This window comes from Paenibacillus sp. FSL F4-0243, assembly GCF_037963295.1.
Classification (GTDB): Bacteria; Bacillota; Bacilli; order Paenibacillales; family Paenibacillaceae; genus Paenibacillus_AQ.
Genome location: NZ_CP150151.1, coordinates 3,541,667 through 3,562,579, shown reverse-complemented (window position 1 = coordinate 3,562,579; position 20,913 = coordinate 3,541,667). Strand labels below are relative to the sequence as shown.

The 20,913-nt window shown below is 40.7% G+C and carries 17 protein-coding genes; 2 read left to right on the top strand and 15 right to left on the bottom strand.

Going from position 1 to position 20,913, the window contains the following annotated elements; genetic code table 11:
* Positions 1-22: 22 nt before the first annotated feature.
* The 8 genes from treR to NSS87_RS15685 form a co-directional block, all read right to left on the bottom strand.
* Positions 23-742: a trehalose operon repressor gene (treR, locus tag NSS87_RS15720; RefSeq protein WP_042188406.1), complete on the bottom strand. Its 720-nt coding sequence runs from the start codon at positions 740-742 to the stop codon at positions 23-25.
* A 163-nt stretch (positions 743-905) separates the two neighbouring features.
* The gene (gene treP, locus NSS87_RS15715; protein WP_339241082.1) at positions 906-2,876 is read right to left on the bottom strand and encodes a PTS system trehalose-specific EIIBC component; all 1,971 of its coding nucleotides are present in this window, start codon (positions 2,874-2,876) and stop codon (positions 906-908) included.
* A 50-nt stretch (positions 2,877-2,926) separates the two neighbouring features.
* Positions 2,927-4,630 carry an alpha,alpha-phosphotrehalase gene (gene treC / locus NSS87_RS15710; protein ID WP_339241080.1) on the bottom strand — a complete coding sequence of 568 codons (1,704 nt, stop codon included), beginning with the start codon at positions 4,628-4,630 and terminating at the stop codon, positions 2,927-2,929.
* A gap of 310 nt (positions 4,631-4,940) precedes the next feature.
* Positions 4,941-6,122 (bottom strand): NupC/NupG family nucleoside CNT transporter, encoded by a 1,182-nt coding sequence (locus tag NSS87_RS15705; protein WP_042188403.1) that lies wholly within the window; start codon positions 6,120-6,122, stop codon positions 4,941-4,943.
* A gap of 15 nt (positions 6,123-6,137) precedes the next feature.
* Positions 6,138-7,484, bottom strand: coding sequence for a purine/pyrimidine permease (locus tag NSS87_RS15700; protein WP_339241077.1), 1,347 nt, complete (start codon positions 7,482-7,484; stop codon positions 6,138-6,140).
* Between the two features lie 3 nt (positions 7,485-7,487).
* Positions 7,488-8,195 carry a purine-nucleoside phosphorylase gene (deoD, locus tag NSS87_RS15695; protein ID WP_339241075.1) on the bottom strand — a complete coding sequence of 236 codons (708 nt, stop codon included), beginning with the start codon at positions 8,193-8,195 and terminating at the stop codon, positions 7,488-7,490.
* A gap of 161 nt (positions 8,196-8,356) precedes the next feature.
* The gene (locus tag NSS87_RS15690; protein WP_339241072.1) at positions 8,357-9,790 is read right to left on the bottom strand and encodes a helix-turn-helix domain-containing protein; all 1,434 of its coding nucleotides are present in this window, start codon (positions 9,788-9,790) and stop codon (positions 8,357-8,359) included.
* 120 nt (positions 9,791-9,910) lie between these two features.
* Positions 9,911-10,462, bottom strand: coding sequence for a biotin transporter BioY (locus NSS87_RS15685; protein WP_339241069.1), 552 nt, complete (start codon positions 10,460-10,462; stop codon positions 9,911-9,913).
* A 246-nt stretch (positions 10,463-10,708) separates the two neighbouring features.
* On the opposite strand from NSS87_RS15685, the gene NSS87_RS15680 reads away from it, so the two are divergent.
* Positions 10,709-11,686, top strand: a complete 978-nt coding sequence (locus tag NSS87_RS15680) for a biotin--[acetyl-CoA-carboxylase] ligase (RefSeq protein ID WP_339241066.1) — start codon at positions 10,709-10,711, stop codon at positions 11,684-11,686.
* A 138-nt stretch (positions 11,687-11,824) separates the two neighbouring features.
* On the opposite strand, the gene NSS87_RS15675 is transcribed toward NSS87_RS15680, so the two are convergent.
* The 4 genes from NSS87_RS15675 to NSS87_RS15660 all read right to left on the bottom strand — a co-directional run bounded on the left by NSS87_RS15675 (position 11,825) and on the right by NSS87_RS15660 (position 16,130).
* On the bottom strand, positions 11,825-12,724 hold the full coding sequence (locus NSS87_RS15675; RefSeq protein ID WP_339241063.1) for an NAD-dependent epimerase/dehydratase family protein: 900 nt from the start codon (positions 12,722-12,724) through the stop codon (positions 11,825-11,827).
* Between the two features lie 172 nt (positions 12,725-12,896).
* Positions 12,897-13,775, bottom strand: a complete 879-nt coding sequence (locus NSS87_RS15670; RefSeq protein WP_339241060.1) for a LysR family transcriptional regulator — start codon at positions 13,773-13,775, stop codon at positions 12,897-12,899.
* Between the two features lie 76 nt (positions 13,776-13,851).
* Entirely contained in the window at positions 13,852-15,204 is a 1,353-nt protein-coding gene (locus NSS87_RS15665) for an MATE family efflux transporter (RefSeq protein ID WP_339241057.1), read from the bottom strand.
* Positions 15,205-15,446: 242 nt separating this feature from the next.
* Complete coding sequence (locus NSS87_RS15660) at positions 15,447-16,130, bottom strand: MarR family transcriptional regulator (RefSeq protein WP_081382919.1); 684 nt, start codon at positions 16,128-16,130, stop codon at positions 15,447-15,449.
* A gap of 286 nt (positions 16,131-16,416) precedes the next feature.
* Here NSS87_RS15660 and NSS87_RS15655 point away from each other — a divergent pair, with 286 nt between their 5' ends.
* On the top strand, positions 16,417-17,259 hold the full coding sequence (locus NSS87_RS15655) for a copper amine oxidase N-terminal domain-containing protein (RefSeq protein ID WP_042188395.1): 843 nt from the start codon (positions 16,417-16,419) through the stop codon (positions 17,257-17,259).
* 437 nt (positions 17,260-17,696) lie between these two features.
* On the opposite strand, the gene NSS87_RS15650 is transcribed toward NSS87_RS15655, so the two are convergent.
* The 3 genes from NSS87_RS15650 to NSS87_RS15640 form a co-directional block, all read right to left on the bottom strand.
* Positions 17,697-18,218 carry a helix-turn-helix transcriptional regulator gene (locus tag NSS87_RS15650; RefSeq protein ID WP_042188392.1) on the bottom strand — a complete coding sequence of 174 codons (522 nt, stop codon included), beginning with the start codon at positions 18,216-18,218 and terminating at the stop codon, positions 17,697-17,699.
* Positions 18,219-18,248: 30 nt separating this feature from the next.
* Positions 18,249-19,097, bottom strand: a complete 849-nt coding sequence (locus NSS87_RS15645; RefSeq protein ID WP_339241051.1) for a sialate O-acetylesterase — start codon at positions 19,095-19,097, stop codon at positions 18,249-18,251.
* Between the two features lie 178 nt (positions 19,098-19,275).
* Entirely contained in the window at positions 19,276-20,790 is a 1,515-nt protein-coding gene (locus NSS87_RS15640; protein ID WP_339241049.1) for an NAD(P)-dependent oxidoreductase, read from the bottom strand.
* Between the last annotated feature and the right edge of the window lie 123 nt (positions 20,791-20,913).

The following is a 20,913-nucleotide window of genomic DNA, read 5'->3' as shown; positions in this document are numbered from 1 at the left end:
GACACCCCTCTTTAAGCTTAGCTTAACGTTTCACTCTTCGAGCAAAATCAACGAACTGAAATTTATCCAGTCGATGCCTGGACTCGGTATATTGGAAAAGCACCGTGTTCTCCAAATAAACATAGTTTCGTACTACTACAATATGCGTGTAACTCTTCAAATCAAGCAGTCTATGATCCTCCTCAGTAGAAGGCTCAACGGATATCAGCTTCTTCGCATAACTAATTTTAAGACCCAACTCCTGCTCCAGATAATCATAGAGTGAGCCTTCCGCAATTTCCTCGCTTAGGAATGGAACAATATCCGCCCGGAAATAATCCTTATCCAAAATGATCCGATCGCCTTCAATCTCTCTGGCACGAATAACTTTCCAAACCAGAGTTTCAGGCGGAATCTGTAGGTGTCTGGCGAGCGCGGAGCCTGCCGGCTCACTTATCGTCCGCTCTACCAGTGTCCGCGAGGCAGTACCCAATGTATCGGCCATCTCTTTAAATGAAATCAGACCGGTAACGGGGAAATCCATTCTCGTCATATCAAGCACAAAGGAGCCTCTGCCCTTAATTTTGTGAATGTATCCTTCACGGAACAGCAGGTTCAGCGCTTTGCGAACGGTCTCTCGTGAAGTGCTGTAAGCTTCAGCAAGTTCACTTTCAGAGGGCAGTTTGGTTCCCGGCAGCAGTTGTCCAGAAAGAATTTGGTTGCTGTACTCATTATAAATTTGCAAATATTTATTTTCTCTCAATTTTGATCACCGCCCTTTATTGTATCACGTCATGCCTATGGAAGCATCGATTCAATTGGAGGGAAATTTATAGCGTGGAACATATGAATTCTTATATTTACAGAAAAACAGCCCCCAGGGGCTGTCTTTCTGTAATATAAAGTCTTTGCCAATATAGCCTGTATCAACCCTTGAGATGAATAGTCAAGATGCTAGATTGTCTAGCTGCAGCTGGTCCAGTCTTCTCCTCAATCTTCTCCACCATATCCTGACCTGCAGGAATGATGATAGGAGTAATCAAAGGGTAACCTGCTGCGCGGATAGCTTCCATATCAAATTCTAGCAGAAGCTCGCCTGCCTGCACCTTGTCGCCAATATTCTTATGGGTGGTAAAACCACTGCCTTTAAGCGACACCGTATTAATCCCAACGTGGATGAGTACTTGTACACCACTGGCATGCTCCAATATAAGCGCATGTTTGCTCTTGATCACATGAGCTACTGTAGCATCAAAGGGTGCATATACTTTACCCTCAGAAGGTTCGATTGCAATGCCTTCGCCCATCTGCTTCTCTGCAAAGGCAGGATCAGGCACCTGTTCTAGAGATACTGCAGTTCCACTGAGCGGAGAGATAAGCTCCAGAATATTCACGGAGTCCTGTGACTCTTGAACTGTAGGGCGGCTGTTCAAATTGTCTGTCTCGCTCACAGTACTAGTAGCCTTTGTAGCTGAGTTCTTTTCGGAACGCCCAACCACAGAACGGCCGTAGAGTACAGTGGAGACAAATGGCACAATGAGAACAATAAGCATACCAATGAAGAACACGCCCCACTGGTTCGGGAATATCGAAAGGAAGCCGGGAATCCCGCCTACGCCAATGGAAGAAGCGCGAACCTGATTAACGGTAAGAAGCATACCGGCAATCCCTGAGCCGATCATCCCGAAGATGAAAGGATAACGATAGCGGATATTCACTCCGAAGATCGCCGGCTCCGTCACACCGAGGAATGCAGAGACGGAAGATGTAGCCGCCAAGCCTTTTGCCTTCTGTTCTCTGACTACGAACATCATTGCCAGTGCCGCGGCACCTTGTGCAATATTGGATAACGCTAACATCGGCCAGAGGAAAGTGCCGCCCTCGCTGCCGATGAGCTGCACATCAACCGCCAAAAAGGTATGATGCATACCAGTGATGACCAGAAGCGCATAGAATCCGCCATAAATCAAGCCACCAAGAAGCGCAAAATGATCAAATACAAAGATCAGGCCGGAGGTGATGGCATTGGCAATGCCAAACGTAACCGGACCGATAATGGTGAAGGCCAGAAAACCGGTAATCAGTAGAGTCACTGGCGCAACAACCAGCAGTTTAATGGAATCATGCACCCGGCGGTTGAGGAACTTCTCCAGCCTTGCTAGAATGTAGGCCGAAACCAGTACTGGCAATACTTGTCCCTGATAACCGATCTTCTCCAAATGCCAGCCGAACAAATTCCAGGTTGGAACAGTACCCTCAGTGGAAGCACTTGCATAGTTATAGGCACTTAATAGATCCGGGTGCACGAGAATGAGACCCAAAACGATCCCGAGCAGAGGACTGCCGCCGAAACGTGTAACAGCTGCCCAACCGATAAGTGCTGGTAAAAAGGTAAAAGCTGTGCTGGCAATCGTATTAATAATCGCAGCAATGTCTTTCCATGCGGGATAGACATCCACCAGCGACTGATTATCAAAGAAGATACCAGGCCCGGTCAAAATATTATTGATCCCAAGCAGCAAACCTGCGGTTACGATAGCCGGTAGAATAGGAATAAATATATCAGCTAGCGTCTTGATCGCACGCTGCAGCGGATTCTGTTTTCGGGCAGCAGCGGATTTCACTTCATCTTTGGAAGAACGAGAACCGCCAGTGATCTGAATCATTTCATCGTATACTTTATCTACAGTTCCCGGTCCGATAACGATCTGAAACTGCCCCTGGCTAGAAAATTGTCCCTTTACTAGTTCGTTGCGGTCCAAGGCTTCCGAATCCACCTTGCTCTCATCATACAGCGAGAATCTCAGCCGGGTTACACAATGTGTCGCAACTTCTATATTTTCCTTGCCCCCAACTGCCCGTACAATATCCTCAATATTTTTGCGGTCTATAGCCATATTTTCACTCCTTACATAATTGATTTGTGCTCCTTCTCAAGTACACCTCGTTAGCGGATTAACCACATGTAGGAAGCATAAGGACTAAGCTGAAGCTCTTGTGTTAATGCAGGTGTTTCTGTTGTATTCCCAATCAGTAGCTCGTCTTTACCACTTGATGATAACTCTGCCCAGTGACTATCTTCAAAGCGGAAGGTAATCTCTTTACTGCTGAAGTTCGAGGCCACTACAAGCGCCTCACCATCACCTGTTCTGGCATAAGCGAACACTTCAGGATGACCATCATCGAGTCTCTTGAATCCACCTTCAATGAATATCCCATACTCCTTGCGTAGTGCAATCAGCTTACGGTAATGATGGAAGATGGAATTGGGATTGGCTAGCTCCTTCTGCACATTGATGTCCGAATACCGCTCATCAACTTTCAGCCATGGAGTACCTGTGGTGAATCCGGCATTTCGGCTGTCATCCCACTGCATCGGCGTACGGGAATTGTCCCGTGAACGTTCCTGAAGAACACTCAGGGCAGTCTCAGGGCTTTTCCCTTGTTCACACAAAATACGGTACATATTCAGTGACTCAATGTCACGGAACTCATCGATGCTCTTCCATACCGGATTTGGCATCCCGATTTCTTCCCCCTGATACACATAAGGTGTTCCCTGAAGGCCATGCAGAGTTGTTGCAAGCAGCTTGGCACTCTCTACACGGTAGACCTTATCATCAGTGAATCTGGAGAGGGCACGCGGTTGATCGTGATTGTTAAAAAATAAGGCGTTCCAGCCTTGACCTTTCTGCATTCCGGTCTGCCACTCTGTGAACAAGCTTTTCATCGCCTCAAAATCATAGGGCATTAGCTCCCACTTCTGTCCATTCGGATAATCGACTTTTAAATGATGAAAATTGAAAGTCATGGAAAATTCCCGCTCTTTAGGACTCGAGTATCGGATGCAATGCTCCAATGTAGTTGAGGACATCTCTCCGACCGTCACCATCTCATACGGACCAAATACCTTTTCGTACATCGCTTTGATGTATTCATGAACCCGTGGACCGTCAGTATAGAACTTGCGTCCATCCCCCGGTGGAACACTCCCGTCATCGTTAGGGAAGCGTTGATCCTTGGAGATTAAATTAATTACATCCATGCGGAAGCCGTCGACACCCTTTTTAGCCCAGAATAGCATCATATCATTCACTGCTCTACGTACCTTCTCGTTCTCCCAATTCAGATCCGCCTGGGTTTTATCGAAGAGAGTAAGATAATATTGTCCCGATGCTTCATCAAACTGCCAGGCAGGACCTCCGAACTTCGACTGCCAATTGTTGGGTAAGCCACCGTCCGGAGCCGGGTCCTTCCAGATGTAGTAATCACGATAGGGATTGTTCCTGCTTGAAATGGACTGTTTGAACCACTCATGTTCTGTTGAAGTATGGTTAACCACGATATCGATCATTAGCTTCATTTCACGTCTGTGCAGTTCCTGTACTAATTCGTCGAAATCCTCCATCGTACCAAAATCCGGGTTGATATTTTCATAATCCGCAACATCGTAACCGTTATCATGTTGTGGCGAGACATAGACCGGCTGTAACCAGACAATATCAATTCCAAGCTTCTGCAAATAATCTAATTTTTCAATAAGTCCTTTAATATCTCCTGTTCCGTTGCCTGTAGTGTCCTTAAAGCTCTTCGGGTACACCTGATACACCGTGGACCGGCGCCACCACTCCGAATACTGGGACTGACTCAAGTTGAACACCTCCAAAAGAATTACTTTATGTCAAATATTAAACCTGTATATACAAGTTCAAACACTTCACACAGTTTAAACCTGTATATACAGGTTGTCAATACTTTTGCTATCTGACTCGGAAAAAGAGTAAAAACTGGCGGTTCTTCTTTAATTAACCCATTTGATAATCAATTATTCTTATTCCTATTTCCTATCTTAATAATTGTTCTATAATCACAACAAAAAAAGCCGCTAAGAAAGCGGCTTTTTATATACAAAGATGTCTTGTGCAGAATTCATAACGATGACGAAAATCCGCTAAGTTTAACTAAAAAATGATACCGATGATCAGAGCGGATAAAACGCTTACAAGTGTGGCGCCAAATAACAGTTTTAATCCAAATCGAGCCACAATATTCCCTTGTTTTTCATTTAAGCCTTTCACTGCACCCACAATGGTACCAATGGACCCAAAGTTAGCAAATGAGATTAGAAAAACCGAGACAATGGCTGTAGTACGCCCACTTAAACCATCTTGGATCTTAACAAAGTCAAGCATAGCAACGAATTCATTCGCAACAAGCTTTGTCGCCATGATACTGCCTGCATCAACAGCTTCATGCCATGGGACACCGATAAGAAAGGCAATGGGTGCAAAGACATACCCTAAAATTCCTTGAAACGAGATACCGAATACTCCGCTGAAGACCCCGTTAATTAATGCAATGATCCCAACGAAACCAACCAACATTACACCAACTACTATGGCTACTTTAAAGCCATCCATAATATATTCGCCCAGCATTTCAAAAAACGTTTGTTTTTCTTCTACCTGAACTTCAACAATATCTTCTTCAGGTGTAACTTCATACGGATTAATGATGGATGAAATGATAAATCCGCCGAATAGGTTTAATATCAATGCAGCTACTACATACCGAGGTTCTAGCATCGTCATATATGAACCAACAATTGACATGGATACCGTCGACATTGCAGACGCACATAATGTATACAAGCGATGTTTTGGTAATAATCCAAGCTGGTTTTTCACCGAAATAAACACTTCATTTTGTCCTACAATTGCGGCTGCAACTGCATTATAAGACTCCAATTTGCCCATGCCATTTATTTTACTTAGTACCAAACCAATATACTTGATAATGAACGGGAGAATTTTGTAATGCTGCAATATCCCAATTAATGCCGACATAAAAACAATTGGCATCAAAACATAAAGGAAAAATGTATGGGCCCCTTCATTTGCAATCCCACCAAAAACAAAGTCAGTCCCTTCATTGGCGTATCCAAGTAATTTTGCAAAACTATCGGCAAACCCTTTAATTAAGAATTCACCTATACTTGTTTTTAGTATAATTAATCCCAAACCGATCTGAATAGCAATCATTACAATGATTGGTCGATATTTAATCTTTTTCTTATTGTTACTTCCTAGCCATGCCAGTAATAGAACAATAACCAAACCAGCAATAGAAATTAGATAATGCATTTTTAGCCCTCCAAATTATCGGTTAATTTTCTTGGAATACTCATATCGAAATGCATCTTTCCACATTAACCCTTGTTCCAAAATAATCGCCAACAGACTTCCGCATATTAATCCATTATTTAAAATGGCTATCACGATCGGAGATAAATTGGCCGTAGCTGATGAAGGGATAAACATTAATCCCACACCCACTAAAAGGGAAATTCCACTAACGATAAATGTTCGTTCTTCATGAATGACCTTCTTCAATTCCTTTAGCGCTAGTCCGACCATCTTCACAAAAATGACGAAGGTAACGGAATAGCCTATGGGAGCTGGAATCGCTGATATAACATTCATCATTGGCGGAAATAAGGATATTGAGATCACAAAGCAACATCCAATTAAAAATGATCTGCGCTCCTTCATCCCTGTTTGTTCAACATATCCCGCCGCTCCCGAGATAGGGACAGAACCGACCGCTCCTAAACCGCCACTAATAAGATGCGTAATTCCAGAAGTAAACCCGGCGCGCAAATAACGATGATGATCCACTTGCTTTTGTTTCATAACGGTCTCCATCAAACGGATCGATGCAACTGCATTGGTTATTAATAACAGCGTTAATAAAAATGCAGTAGTGATTGTCCCAGCATCGAATTGAGGTCTGCCAAATGGGAATATTTTCGGTAGCTTAAATAGAGTATCCGCATGAGAAAACACTGGTATATTACCGCAGATAATAAATAATAGGCAGCCTATCAATATACTGAAAATTATTGAAAACTGGCTGAGTACTACAAAGCGACTTTTTCCTAACCAAAAGGTAATGCAAACCACAATCACACTAAGGATGAATACTTTAACATCTAACGTGGTGTGGGCTATGGTAATCCCCATCATCCCTTTCATAAAAGATCCACTTAATTGAAAGATCAATAAAAGTAAATAAATAAAAGTGATGGTGGGAGTAAATAGACGAGCGATTTTATCCATTAGCTTAAATGCTGAAATTAGGATAAATAACACACCGCTAATGATCATTGCCCCACTTAAAGCTTGTAAAGCACCATTGTTAGAAGAATAAAGCCCCCCCACTAAACTTGCGTAAATCGTAAAAATGCTCCACCATAACCCTGCCGGACCTTCATGGATAGGGAATTTATGACCCATCAGGCCTTGTAAAAATCCAGCTATCCCCAAAGTAATCATTGTTCTCTGGATAAGCCCGGAAGTCTCTATGGGTGTTAAGTTATATAAATCTGCGATAGCAATGGGTGCAGCAATTGCACCAGCGATCATAAAAATCATCCACTGCAATCCTGACAGTATTACCTTCATTTCTTTCTCACTCTCTTTTCTAACAACACTGCTCTTATCCATAAATCAGCCATCAATGACTGTGTTAAGGGCTATTTCGACCATTTCATAAAAAGATAGTTCACTTTCTTTATGAGTCAGGTGTTCCTGTCTTAGCAATTGACTGCCGACTGTTAAAATCGATAACGCTTTTACACCATATTTAGCGGCTAAAGTGTATAGGGCTGTACTTTCCATTTCTACTGCTAATACACCAAAATCCATAAACTTGTGAAGTCGATCTAAATTTTCACGATAAAATTCATCAGAATTATAAATGTTACCAACAAAAACATTTGCATTTTTAGCTTGTGCTTGTTGATACGCTTTCATTAACAATGAAAAATCTGCTGTAGGTGCAAAATTACAACCATGAAAGATCTTCTCCGTCATATTACTGTCTGAAGACACCGCTTGGGCTATTATAATATCGCGGATATTAATTTCACTTTGCATCGCACCACATGTACCAATGCGAATCAATTTCTTAACTTCATAATCGACGATCAATTCTGTAGCATAGATACTCATCGATGGATTTCCCATCCCTGTCCCCTGAACCGACACCGGTACACCCTTGTATAATCCAGTGTATCCATACATCCCTCTTACTTCGTTATAACAATTAGCCCCCTCTAAAAAGTGTTCTGCTACAAATTTTGCACGTAAAGGATCTCCTGGGAGCAAAACGCGCTCTGCTATTTCTCCCTTATTTGCACCTAAATGCCTACTCATAGTTCTTCCTCCAACTTTTAATAGTAAACTGAGGTTTACCGAAATCGCTTTCCACTTGCCCTCAAGTAAAATCAGTTTCGAAACTAGATTGAGCATAAGGTTTTTTAACATTACAAACTAGACCAAAAACTTACGTAGGTAACGGAAAATAATTGGTCAAATTATAAAAGCAATTCTTTACGGATATTGTCCAAATCTCTTTTAGAAGGAATCGTAGAAATAATAACAACAGGCACGGTCTTTAGTGCAACCGGGATATTACTAATGACAAGATCAATATTATTTTGCTGCATGATCTCGTCGGTTAGCCCTTTCATAATGGAGGTATTAAGGATCAACTGATCCCCTATTTCCTTCTTTATCAAATCTGCTATGTAATGACGAATTGAAAATTCCTCCCCGATCACTAAGAAAGCCCTCTTACTCTTATAACGTAAACTCGAGCGGACAATTAAGGTTAGTTTTGTTAAATGAAAATTATTGAAGAGAACGGAAGGGTAAGTTTTATTCCACGTTTGCATACAGGTTTGCATTTCTTGATAAATCTGCTGGCACTCCTGCTCTACATATGTTGTTAAATGACTTTTCGAAATCATCATCCATTCCGGAATGGCATTTTCGATTAATAACTTGTCAAAGAACCCGTAAATCTCCAAAATAAATCGTTCATGCATATCCAAGTTCGGGTATACCTTTGCCAACAACATTAGAAGCAGATTCCCCATTTGATATTCTTCTTTATCCTTGTGTAATTCGACTTCTTTCATCGGAGTGATCTCTGACCCTTCATAATAATGATATTGGCTGAGACTAACCATGGATTGCATAAAGAATATTTCACTCTTTGGAAATTCGATAGACAGCTTTTCTTCAAGACGCTCTGCTATGGCTCTCACTGGTATATAAAACATCCCCTTTTCCCAGGGGTATTCATTTTTGTCGATGGTTACACAATTTCCTTTCCCAGCTCTTTCTATTACAATTGCCAACAAAAAGGACAATTTCCTTTTGGAATTGATAAAATATACAATGTTATTCTCATTCTCTATATTTGTGATCAATTGATTTATATAAGCAAAATCGACATTCGTAAAGGGCCATCCTGTAAACTCATACGCATCACAATATAAATTCCAATAAAAATACCGAATATTCATTTCATTCCCTTTGATCACAGGTGTAGAGTAACTAATGCGTAACTTATACGCTTTTAGATCATTGTTATTTAATTCCACAATCAGCTTCTTCAAAGACGAGGTACTCATAAACATGGCTTCAGAAAGCTCCTCCACAGACATTCGACCAGCATTCGTAAACAATAAATGCATCAGCCGATAAAAAATGGTTTGTCTGAACATAGAAGAAATCACTTCACTTATCGTACTTTGCCCATCACGTAGAAGAACGATTCCCTTACCTCTAGAAACTTCAATGGTTACAGTAGAGGGTAATTGCTTACTGATTTCCTCCACCATCTTCCGTATTGTCTTATCTGAGATCCCTAAACTTTTTTCCACTTCGGCTAAGGTAAACCATCTTTGTTCCGTATCAAGCAGCGTTAATAGTTGGCTAGCTAAATTAAATCCCTTATCCATTGTTATCCACCCTATTTCAATTTCATTTTAATTTTTATAGTATAAACAAATTCACATCTATAACCATATTATTTTTCAATAAAAAAACCCGGGTTTCATTTACCCGAGTTTCACATCACTTTATATTTGTGTTTTTTCTTCAATAGGGCTAATTGCTTTCAGCTGCATCGTTATGACGGCTGCTATAACGGCTTTGATGATGTCCCCCGGAAGAAAGGCTAACGCTCCGACAAGTCCAGCCCAGATCGACGTATTGGTTATTAATGCCATGACTGGTGCACCAATCAGACTCACTAGTAATACACCAAAGATTATGTTGATCACTATCAGCTTCCAAGTTCGGACCTTCGGCCAGATTTTTTCAGAATACCAGCCGATTAGGCCGGCCGCGATAGGGAAGCTAAATATGTATCCTGCAGAAGGACCAATGAGCACTGCGATTCCGCCACGGCCACCAGTCAGTACAGGCAGTCCAATGGCTACCAGAATGATGAAAATGACTAAACTAAGGGCGCCCATCCGTTTCCCCAGAAAACCTCCAGCTAACATGACGCCAAGCGTCTGGGCAGTGATAGGAACGGGGATGAAGCCGAGGGGGATGGGTGGAATCATGCCCAGCACCGCGATAAGCGCTGCGAATAATGCAGCATAAATAAGTTCTTTTGTCTTCAAAAAATTGACCTCCATTGGATATAAATAATTGTATTCTGGTTAGTAAATACGTCCAGTAAGCTGAATTATAATGGAGATATCATTGATTGTAAACCATAATATTTTTAGAGGTTTACAATAGAGCGAAATACCAAGCTTGAGTTTTTCCAATTGTTCTATAGAATTAGAGTATTCAGTCGCAATCGTTGGATGTTAATATATTCAATGGGTTTTGGTCGGAGAGTTATACTTTTGGAGGTTAAGTTCATGACAGTAAAAGAACATATTCTTGCCTTGCTCGACAGTAATAAGGGTGAATACTTTTCCGGCGAGGAAATAGCCGTTCAGTTATCCGTGACGCGCAGTGCTGTCTGGAAAGCCATAAAATCGTTACAGACTGACGGATATTCGATACAAGCTGTAACCAATAAAGGATATTCCATGTCACCTCAAACAGATATCCTATCTGCAAGTGCAATTTCAAAATATCTGGATACCCAGGGGCAAAAGTTACGTTTAGAAGTCTTTAAGACACTATCTTCAACGAATGAAGCAGTAAAAAGTCTTGCCTCAAATGGAGAAGCTGAGGGTAAGGTGATCCTTTCCGAAGAACAGACCGCTGGACGTGGGAGAATGGGCCGAAAATTCTTTTCTCCACCAGGAACGGGTATCTATATGAGTATCCTGCTGCGTCCCAAGCTGTCAGCAGCAGATTCCGCTCTGCTGACCACTTGCGCCGCTGTTGCAGTCGCCCTTTCCATCGAGAGCGTATCCGGTAAAGAAACGCAGATTAAATGGGTGAATGATGTTTTTATGGAGGGAAAAAAGGTATGCGGGATCCTTACCGAAGCATCCGTGTCGCTGGAAAACGGCTGGCTTGATTATGCCGCTCTTGGTATTGGTATCAATGTAGCGCTACCGTCCGACGGCTTTCCTAACGACCTTACCGAGATTGCAACAACTGTAATTTCTGAAAACAGTTCTTATGGTGATCTCCGCAACCGACTGGTAGCAGAAGTACTGAACAATTTCATGGGATATTATGAGCAATTAACGGATAGATTGTTTCTTTCTGAATATAGAAAACGGTTAATTTCACTTGGTAAACCCGTAACAGTGATAAAGAATAATGAACAGCTTAAGGCAACAGCCATTGATATCGATAACGATTGCCATCTGAAAGTCAGATATGAAAATGGTGACGAGGAATATCTTTCAAATGGAGAAGTCAGCGTTAAAATTTAGCTATTGTTCTTTTTAAGATAGGCTAGCTTATAACGTTTTTCGCAAAAGAAGCCACCTAATAGGCGGCTTCTTTTGCGTATATGTTATTCATGGTAATCGTCAAATTTAAACATGGAGAAATCATTTTTCAGTGGTTTATTATTGCAAATTATTTTTTATCCAGCTAAGCAGCGACTCTTCCTTCGGAGCCCAAGCAAGTAGATTTCTTGCATGGGTGGCACGCACACGGCTGTTCGAGGCGATAGCAAAACGCGCCCAGTCTCCAAGTTCTGCTATCGCTTCGTCTGCGGGCCAGCTTATGGTCTTGCCCCCAAAGCCTAACGCCTCGCTGACAGATTTGGCGATGTCCCCATAAGATTCCTCCCCATTTTCGGCAAAAAAATACGATGCAGACGGTGCTTTTTCAAGTGCCAATACATACAGTTGTACCAAATCTTTGATGTGGACATTAGACCAGCGATTTACGCCTTTACCTACGTGAACGCCTGCCTGCAGCTCTCTCGACTTGCGAATAATTTGCGGCAATTGATCGCTTTCCGCAGGCAACGCTAGTGCATCACCATAAATCATAGATGGGACTATCACGATGCTTCTCACCCAATCCTCAATTCCAGCCTTGCGTACGAGGTTGTTTATCGCTACGCGGTTTTCCCTAATATCCATAGGTACAAATGGTGTTTCCTCGTCAAAAATTTGTTCGCTCGCCGTTTCGCCACGGGCATCATCTCCAACCACACTTGAACCCGATGTATGCAAAAATGGCTTTCCACTTCCACGTAGAGCAGCTATAAAAGTTTCAACTGCCAGCAAATGATCAGAATCGGCTGTGTGAATTACTGCGTCGCTGAGCTTAGCATATTTCGTTAGCGTATCCGTATCTTCCAACGTGCCGAGTATAGGCTCTATACCAATATCCCTTAATGCTTCCACCTTATCGGGATTGCGAACCAGACCGAAGACAGTATGCCCGGCATCAAGTAAACCTTTAGCCACCGACCCGCCGATATAGCCTGAAGCTCCTGTGATAAACACTTTCATAATAATATTTCCTCCTCATCTATGCTGTTGATGCTTGTCCATTCGACAAAGTGTGGTGCCAGTCTCAATTATTTATTAATTTTGCTGCTTCTTTATTGTAAGCTCCAAAACATAAATAAAACAAATTATGAAATAACCATTTATTCATAAATTATTTTATAAATAATACTAGCTAATCCATCTTCTTTTCTCTTAGGATAGATATGATCTCATGAATCAGAGGCAAATGCTTATTCTTTAACTGATAAGCGATATATAACTCATTTTTTACTTTTAAATGCTTAAAAACAACTTTTGATTTTCCTTCTTTTAACGAGTTTCGCAAGAGGTATGTAGGTATGACACTCAAGCCCACCCCGAGCTCAACTGCCTTCAGGATCATGTGTAAATTAGGAATGATATGAATAGGTCTAATTTCAGGACGTTTCTTAAAATGTTCTCTCCAAATTCTTCTTATTATCGGCAATTCCAAGCCATAGCTGATCCATTTCTGTTCAGAGAGCCATTGCTCTTCAAGCTTCAGAGTATCAAATCCAAGGATTTCATAATCGCTTGGAGCTACTATAACAAACTCTTCATCCATTAGTTTCAGATACTCGACACCGGGAGTTTGGAACCTTTTTGACATAATGAGAATGTCTAGCTTGTCTTCCTTCAGAAGCTCTAGCAATTGCTCGGAGGTTTCAAAATGCGAAATGGTGCAAGTATTAAAATCAGTAAGTTGTGGCAGTATTTTTTCACTAAAAAACTCATGCGCCGCTCCCAGCTTGATCACACTCAGCGTAGGCAAAGAAGCCGATTTAAAGCTCATTGTCGTATTCTCTAATGATTCTATAAGTGGAGCGAGCTGGGAATATAACTCCTTTCCCCGCTCTGTTGGGGTGATTTTTCTAGTCGACCGAATAAATAAAGTTTCTCCCACCTCCGCCTCCAAGGCGGCTAAGTGCTGACTCATGGCTGGCTGCGTCATCATGCGGGTTTTTGCGGCTTCAGAAATCGATTGATACTTATATATTGTGCAAAAGCTTCTATACCATTCAAAATCAACCATACTCTAGGCTCCACCTTTATACTGTGAAATTTATATTAGAAGATGAACTTAATATATCAACTTAAGACTCTGTATTCTACTGTGCTAAAGTATTTAAATCCGGCTGCATCTTGTTCCGCAGAACATACAGCATGATGGCACCAACAAGGAACGCAACGGCATCCGAAATGACGAGCGACCAGACCACACCATGGAAACCATTCATTCGATTGGCTATATACAACACAGGAATCAGAGTAACTCCTTGAATAATTGACATTATAAATGCAGCAGTTCCTTGCGCTGTAGCTTGGAAGATCCCGGTAAACAACGAAGTCATTCCTGTAATGAACAAGGATAAGAATGTCACATGCAGAATGTAGCTGCCCATTTCAATTAATTGCGGGTCATTCGTAAATAAGCCAATTAAGTGGTCGGAAATCAGATAGACGATAACGCCGAACACGACAGCTAAAGCTATAATCGCTTTGATCGTGAATCCGATGGTATGCTTCATGCGTAATTTATTTGCTGTAAAAGAGAAGGCAATGAGCGGCACGACACCTTCGCATAATCCCATCAGAATACACTCAGGTAATTGTAATAAACGTGATGAAATTCCGAACCCCGCTATGGCTTGATCTCCATATTCGACTAGAAAATGGTTCAATATGAGTGACATTGCACCCAAGAAGATGCTCATAATAAAGACGGGAACTCCGATTTTGAATACATTGCTCAGTATATCCTTGGTAGCTTTGAACCATTTAAAAGAGACAGTTAAGAATTGGCTTTTATAACCCAAATGGTAGGCGTAGAATGCACTCGCAACCAAGTTAGAGATGACCGTAGCAGTCGCAACGCCAATCACGTCCCAATGCAAGACGAAGATAACTAGCGCATCGAGAATAATATTCACGACAACACTTAGAATCATCCCGATCATCGATGTGATTGCTGAACCTTCCGAGCGCACGATATTCTCCAATGTGAAGCATAATACAACGAATGGTGAGCCGATAAGCATAATCGTTACATAGTCCTTTGTAAATCCGAAGGAGTCGGGCGTCGCTCCCAGACCATGAACAATTGGATCAATCAACGGGAGGCCAACAGCCATCACGATAAGACCGATAACTAAACTGCTGTAAAAAGCGAATGAAGATACATGCTTAACATCATCATATTTTTTCTCCCCTAGCAAGCGGGAGATGAATGTACCACTGCCCATGCCAATCAAATTTCCTAGCGCCATAATGATCGCGAATAACGGCAAGGTTAGTGCAAGTGCGGTTAACATAGCCGTATTGCCCAGTGTGCCAAGGAAATAGGCATTCAAGATGGAATATATGACACTCATTGACATGCCTAACATCATCGGTATACCGAAGTGAGCTACGGCTTTTGAGATGGGCGCTTTTTCAAAGTAATGGAGGTTTTCTGCATCCATGTGGGTCACCACTTTCTTCATCTATTTAGTATTCAGATTACTTAGAATTCTAACTATTTATTGAATATGAACCATGACGCAGCAACAAACAACCCCGTACCGTAACATCGACTTTACGGGGTTGGTGTGCGAAATTAACTGTTCTTCAGTTTCCAAGAAAGTACGTCATTGCGCCGCCTTTGCCGTTCATCTTTCGTTTGTGAAAGGCACGCCACTGCTACTGTTTGACGAAAAGACTTTGCTTACTTATCGTCCGGATCATGTGACTGGTCTGGTGACGAATTTCTTCCATCTCTGGAAGGCCAGCCGAATCCGCGCATATCACGATGCCCTTCCCCGCCAAAGCCAGGGAACCTTCCGCTAAAGCGTTCGTCCCTAGAATTCCCCCACATTTTTTGCATTTGTCCACGCATGGCCATTAGTTTTTCGAATTCCTCTGTACCCATACGCTCCTTTGCAGCCTCCATCCACATAGCCATTACATCACGTTCTCCGTCCGTTCCAAGCTCTTCTTCTAAAGCCATAATTACGCGGGTTAAGTAATCCCCGAAAGCAACCTGCTCTTCTGAAGATAGGCTAGAAAATATGTTGACGCTATCTATCTCTTGCCCCTCTTCCTCTTGTCCTTTTTGGGTTAAGTAAATCAACATGATGCGTTTGTCTGTTTCTGATGGCTTACGGGTGATATATTCGGCTTTTTCCAATTTTGCAAGCAATTCATTGAGGGATGATACACGGATGTCCAGCATATAGGATAAATCTTTGGTGCTGATACCATCTTTCATCCGGAGAAATGCCAGTATCCTGCCTTGCCCGCGGGATGTGTCGGCCATAGGGCCAACGGCAGCGTGTGTTTTTAAGTGTTGGCGTTGCAGCAGCCATTGCAGTTTCGCGAGTTTTTCGTATAATTCAGTATTCATGTCCATATTGGATCCTCCATAAAGTTTGTATGGTACCTGTTAATCTTTGTGACGGTACCTGTTGATTTTTATTATAACGGTACCTGTTAGATATGTCAAAATGTTTTTTACAGGTACCGTTAGTATGTTGTTGATTGTTACCGCAACAATGTAGCGGGCAAAATTACTTACATCCTTATTACATTTTTTATCATATACTTACTGTAAGTTCGCTTGCACGATATTATAATTGGTGTTTATGACAGTAACACTTATTCGGGTTTATTTTAAAAAATATCTGGAGGTGATTTGATTGAAATTACTACAGCTCAGTTTAGCTGTTACTTTAGCGAGTACCCTATTATTTGGTCCTTCGTATCCATCTTTTGCAGCGTCTACTACAATAAACTCCCCTGTTCTATTGCAAATCAATGAGTACAATATTCTCTACACTTATCCAAAGCAACCTTATATTGATAGCAAACAAAGATTAATTGTTCCCCTTCGTGCAGTAAGTGAACTACTAGGAGCTTCAGTGTCGTATAATGCCGAATTAAAACAAGCAATAATTGAAAAGAATGGTAAGAAAATTATTTTAACAGAGAATTCGAATAAGATAATAGTAGATGGTGTAGTGAAAACAATGGATACTGTTCCAGTAGTATACAAACAATCTTTTATGTTACCTATTCGTGTACTGTTGGATAATATGAATTTAAGGGGAACTCACGATAGCCAAACGGGTATTTTGCACTTGGAAGATGAAGCGATCAACGGATTTAATATTGTAAAGTCTATTAAGGAATCGGACATTCCTCCTGATAGAATTGCTAATCAGAATGGAATTTTACCAACCACTTTTGATTTGACGCTGAGTGAACTAATTGAAAATAAGCTTCAGCAGGGAAATATCAATTTAAGCGCAAAAAATATTAGTGGAATTTCTATACCTAAAGGTAAAGAAGATCTACATGTTATTGTTATATTTAATAATACCTTTCAAATGGAAGCTGATCTTAACCCAACAACAGAACAACTACGTCCTCGTCCAGCCCTCATAAAAGATCAAGTATTTCAGCAGAAAACGGAGTTTACAGCAGGCAATTATGGCGACTATTTAAAATATATACTAGTAGTGGGCAGGATTCTAAAATAAGTAAATACAATTCACGAAACGCAAAACGAGCCTAAAAGTGATTTTAGAGGCTCGCTTTTGTCTTATTTTACAAGGAGGGGTATTAATATATGAAACACCCTATTCTAAGTAAAAAATCGCTCATTCTAATAATTTTTTTGATATTCCTTATAGGAATATACTTTTTATTCTTCGGATTACCATGGAAGTCCATAACTCATAAAAAACAATTCGAAGTCTATTTAGAAGATAAGTATCAAATTGACTTCAAGTTAAAAAAGATGGACTATGATTTTATGCACAGAACATACCTTACTTATGCATATCCCGTGAGTGACCCAACTTTAGTTTTTTTTGTAGGTCAAGATATTGAAAACAAAGAAATTCATGATCTTTATCTATATGAACTAGAAAAACGTATGTTCAAATAGGTTACTAGAATAACCGTTGAGCTTTGATCAGTTTTCTTTTTTTATATCTTCAAGCAAACCTTCAAACCATTGAATATTTACTATATGGTGGGAAAGTGAATTTTCTAACATTTTTTTAAAATAAGCAGTGATATTTTCATCGTTCTCAAGAGATAGCTGTATTAAAGAAATCTTATTTTTAGTTTGTTCGATTTGTATTTCTATTAATTTAGTTAGCTCTTCTTTTTTATATTCATCTGAAAATAACATTGCTACATAAAAAGATAGGTTTATATAGTCTGTCTTAGACCCATATTTGAACATCAACTTTTCAAACTCTTTTTCCCCTAATTCCGTGATGTTATAATTATGTGTCTCTCTGGTGCTGTCTCTTTGGTCAACTTTTACAATATACTTTTTCTCTACTAATTGCCCAAGATTATAATAAAAGGACCCTTTGGTGAAATTCACTATATATTTATAGTGTTTTTCTTCCATTAAGGATAACAATTCATAACCGTGAGCCCCTGGATTTTGTTTTAATAATCCTAAAATTAGTAATATTATCAACTCAACGCCTCCGTCAAAATGCTACTAGCTTTAATCATTGTTGATTTGTATAAACTTGGCTTGAAATTCGTCAAATGATATTTTTCCTAAAGCAAAATCCATACTCAATATATACATTTTTTCCGCTTTAGTGTGTGTTCTTGCATTATGGAGACTTAACAACTCCTGTTCATTAATTAGCGGCTCAAGTACATGTTGCTTATTAATAAAAGCTTCAAAATATCGCAACCCAAATTTTCTTTGAGATATTGCATCGATATGAATACCATCCGGATTAGAAGTTAAACCTGAAGCTGTAACAAAGTAACAATCATCTTGTTCAAAAGCAAATTTTTGTAACTCTTGATTCATCAACTCGTATTCAGTGCAATGTTTTCCAAATCCTTCTTTGCCTAAAAAATCCCCTAAGCCACCAATTATAAATGGAATATTTGGAGCATCTAGCTCTTTTCTAAGGGCCGTAACCATTAAAAGTAATTTCTGATAATAGACTTTGTAGCTGCCATTACTACTATCACTTTCTCCTTGATGCCATAAAATCCCCGTTAATTCACTATTTTGCATAGCAAATTTAGTTTCTTGCAATGCATGTTTAAAAAGTGCCCCATCTACAGCCCATTCATCAATGGTGCTCCCACCCTCAGCACAAGGAATTAAGCCAATGATGTCTTCTTCATTTTCACGACACCATGCATCCGTAAATGATCCTGCCAGACTTATTCCAGAAACAGGACGGTCATAATTAATAGGTTCAGCCATCATTTGCCATCTGCCATTACGTAGCATTTGGATTCTCTCGTTATAAATTGGGGGTACTTCATGTATAAATCCTCGTCCAGCCATATTTGACTGTCCAATCATTAGAAATGATTTGATCATTATTCTCATCCTCTCTTCAATAGTCTAATTAGACTGTTTATATTATTAGTCTAATTAGACTATTTGTCAACAAATACGCTTTTATTCTCTCCCTCTTTATGAAATCAAAAAAAGCTGATCTTCAAAAAGATCAACCTTTGTATGAAGTATTAACATCTCAGAAGTGAGGTAATACCATCTAATTCTGATACGATTTCATATACTCGCGTCCGTCTGCCTTACTTTGAATAGGGTTCCAAACCTGAGCAAAGAACGGTTCACGCTTCGCACGTTCTTTGTAATTCCAGCTTTCGAGCTCACACTGCGGGCAGAAATGTCCACCTTCTAGCATAAGCTTGGGGCTAGCCGTAAAGGTATGGTCGAACGCACATTTGAAATCAAGTTTGCCTGCCCAATTCCCCGTTTCCATATCTGTTGAAAGACATTCACCACCACGAAATTTCGCAGCACCCTTGATATCTTCAAGATTTAATTGCGATGTTGGCTTATTCTCATCATACCCGTGGTCAAGTTTGATGACTTTATCCCAATCCGCGAATTTCTTCATTTCAGACACCTTTGCAGGTATCGCCTCCCAGTTGTTCTTGCTGCCCCAATAAGCGTCTATTTTCTCAATGTCATTTTCCTCGATAAAACGTATCGTTCCTCGCTCTTTTACTGCTTGCTTTTTCATCGTCCGCTTAATCATCGCACCCATCAATTTTTGACCTCCGGGCAATTTAGTGATGACTTTCGCAACAGGCACAAGTGCGCCTAGATTATCGAGGTAGCTTTGATAGAAATAATCTATTGAATCTCGGCGAAAGTGAAAATAGTCCTCCAGCTTATCAGAGTCCAGATAATATTGTCCGTGAAAATTCCGTGTTGCATACCATTTAGGATCTATCACATAATCAAGATTTGTTAAACCTAACTTACCATAAAGCACCTGATACATCTCAAGCGTGCTGACTCGACAGCTCTCGCCCCCGCCAATGTTGTAAATATGTTGCCAAAATCCTTCATTTAGTTCTCCGTCTATATCCGAGATGCAGAGGTTTCGCATTAAACGTCCTGAATCCCGATCTGATACGTATTCAAGCACATTTTCTAGACAGTTATGGAACATAATAGGGTCTTCTATCTTGCTCATCGCTGGCCCCATAATACCTGTTTGGCGGAGGCTCACCCAATAGCTTAGTCCTGATTCAATTACCATACGCTCGGCGGCAATTTTCGAAACGGCATAGTAGTCATACACACTTGGTTTGAGAGGGTCGCCCACACGTCCCCAATGGATTGGCGGCATACGGTCACCCGTTTCCGCAATTGTACCGATATTTACGAAACGCGTTACATGGGCACGACCACTTTTCTTGATGGAATCGACGATGTTCTTCGCTGAACCATAATTAATCTGCATCGTTCGTTCGGGAAACTCATCTGCAGCAGGAGATACAAAGGCTGCTATATGAAGCACAATGTCGGCATCTTTCACACATTCATAGACAAGGTCGCAGTCTAGTAAATCGCCATAGACTACTTTAACACCACTTAGTCTCTCATATTCTTTCAGCTTATGGCGGCTGGTTGAATTGTCTAAATCAAAGAGTAACAGCTCGCATTTCGCTAAATCGTTTCTAAGAAATTTCAATGTTTCGCCACCCATATTGCCCGCTGCACCTGTTATCATGACTCGTTTTTTCTTTACCATATTCTTCACCTGCATTATAAGATTATTGACAAGTCATTCGTCTCCCTTCAGAATACAGACACAGTGTCTATTTCACAACCACCAGTTGATTATCAAACTGATGTAATATAGACAGTCGAAGAT

Coding starts and splice junctions, on each gene's coding strand:
- NSS87_RS15665 (WP_339241057.1), bottom strand. CDS start 15,204: ATGGATGCAGAAAACCTCCATTACTTTGAAAAAGCGCCCATCTCAAAA.
- NSS87_RS15680 (WP_339241066.1), top strand. CDS start 10,709: ATGACAGTAAAAGAACATATTCTTGCCTTGCTCGACAGTAATAAGGGT.
- NSS87_RS15700 (WP_339241077.1), bottom strand. CDS start 7,484: ATGGATAAGAGCAGTGTTGTTAGAAAAGAGAGTGAGAAAGAAATGAAG.
- NSS87_RS15640 (WP_339241049.1), bottom strand. CDS start 20,790: ATGGTAAAGAAAAAACGAGTCATGATAACAGGTGCAGCGGGCAATATG.
- NSS87_RS15675 (WP_339241063.1), bottom strand. CDS start 12,724: ATGAAAGTGTTTATCACAGGAGCTTCAGGCTATATCGGCGGGTCGGTG.
- treP (WP_339241082.1), bottom strand. CDS start 2,876: ATGGCTATAGACCGCAAAAATATTGAGGATATTGTACGGGCAGTTGGG.
- NSS87_RS15645 (WP_339241051.1), bottom strand. CDS start 19,097: ATGATCAAATCATTTCTAATGATTGGACAGTCAAATATGGCTGGACGA.
- NSS87_RS15690 (WP_339241072.1), bottom strand. CDS start 9,790: ATGGATAAGGGATTTAATTTAGCTAGCCAACTATTAACGCTGCTTGAT.
- deoD (WP_339241075.1), bottom strand. CDS start 8,195: ATGAGTAGGCATTTAGGTGCAAATAAGGGAGAAATAGCAGAGCGCGTT.
- NSS87_RS15705 (WP_042188403.1), bottom strand. CDS start 6,122: ATGCATTATCTAATTTCTATTGCTGGTTTGGTTATTGTTCTATTACTG.
- NSS87_RS15670 (WP_339241060.1), bottom strand. CDS start 13,775: ATGGTTGATTTTGAATGGTATAGAAGCTTTTGCACAATATATAAGTAT.
- NSS87_RS15660 (WP_081382919.1), bottom strand. CDS start 16,130: ATGGACATGAATACTGAATTATACGAAAAACTCGCGAAACTGCAATGG.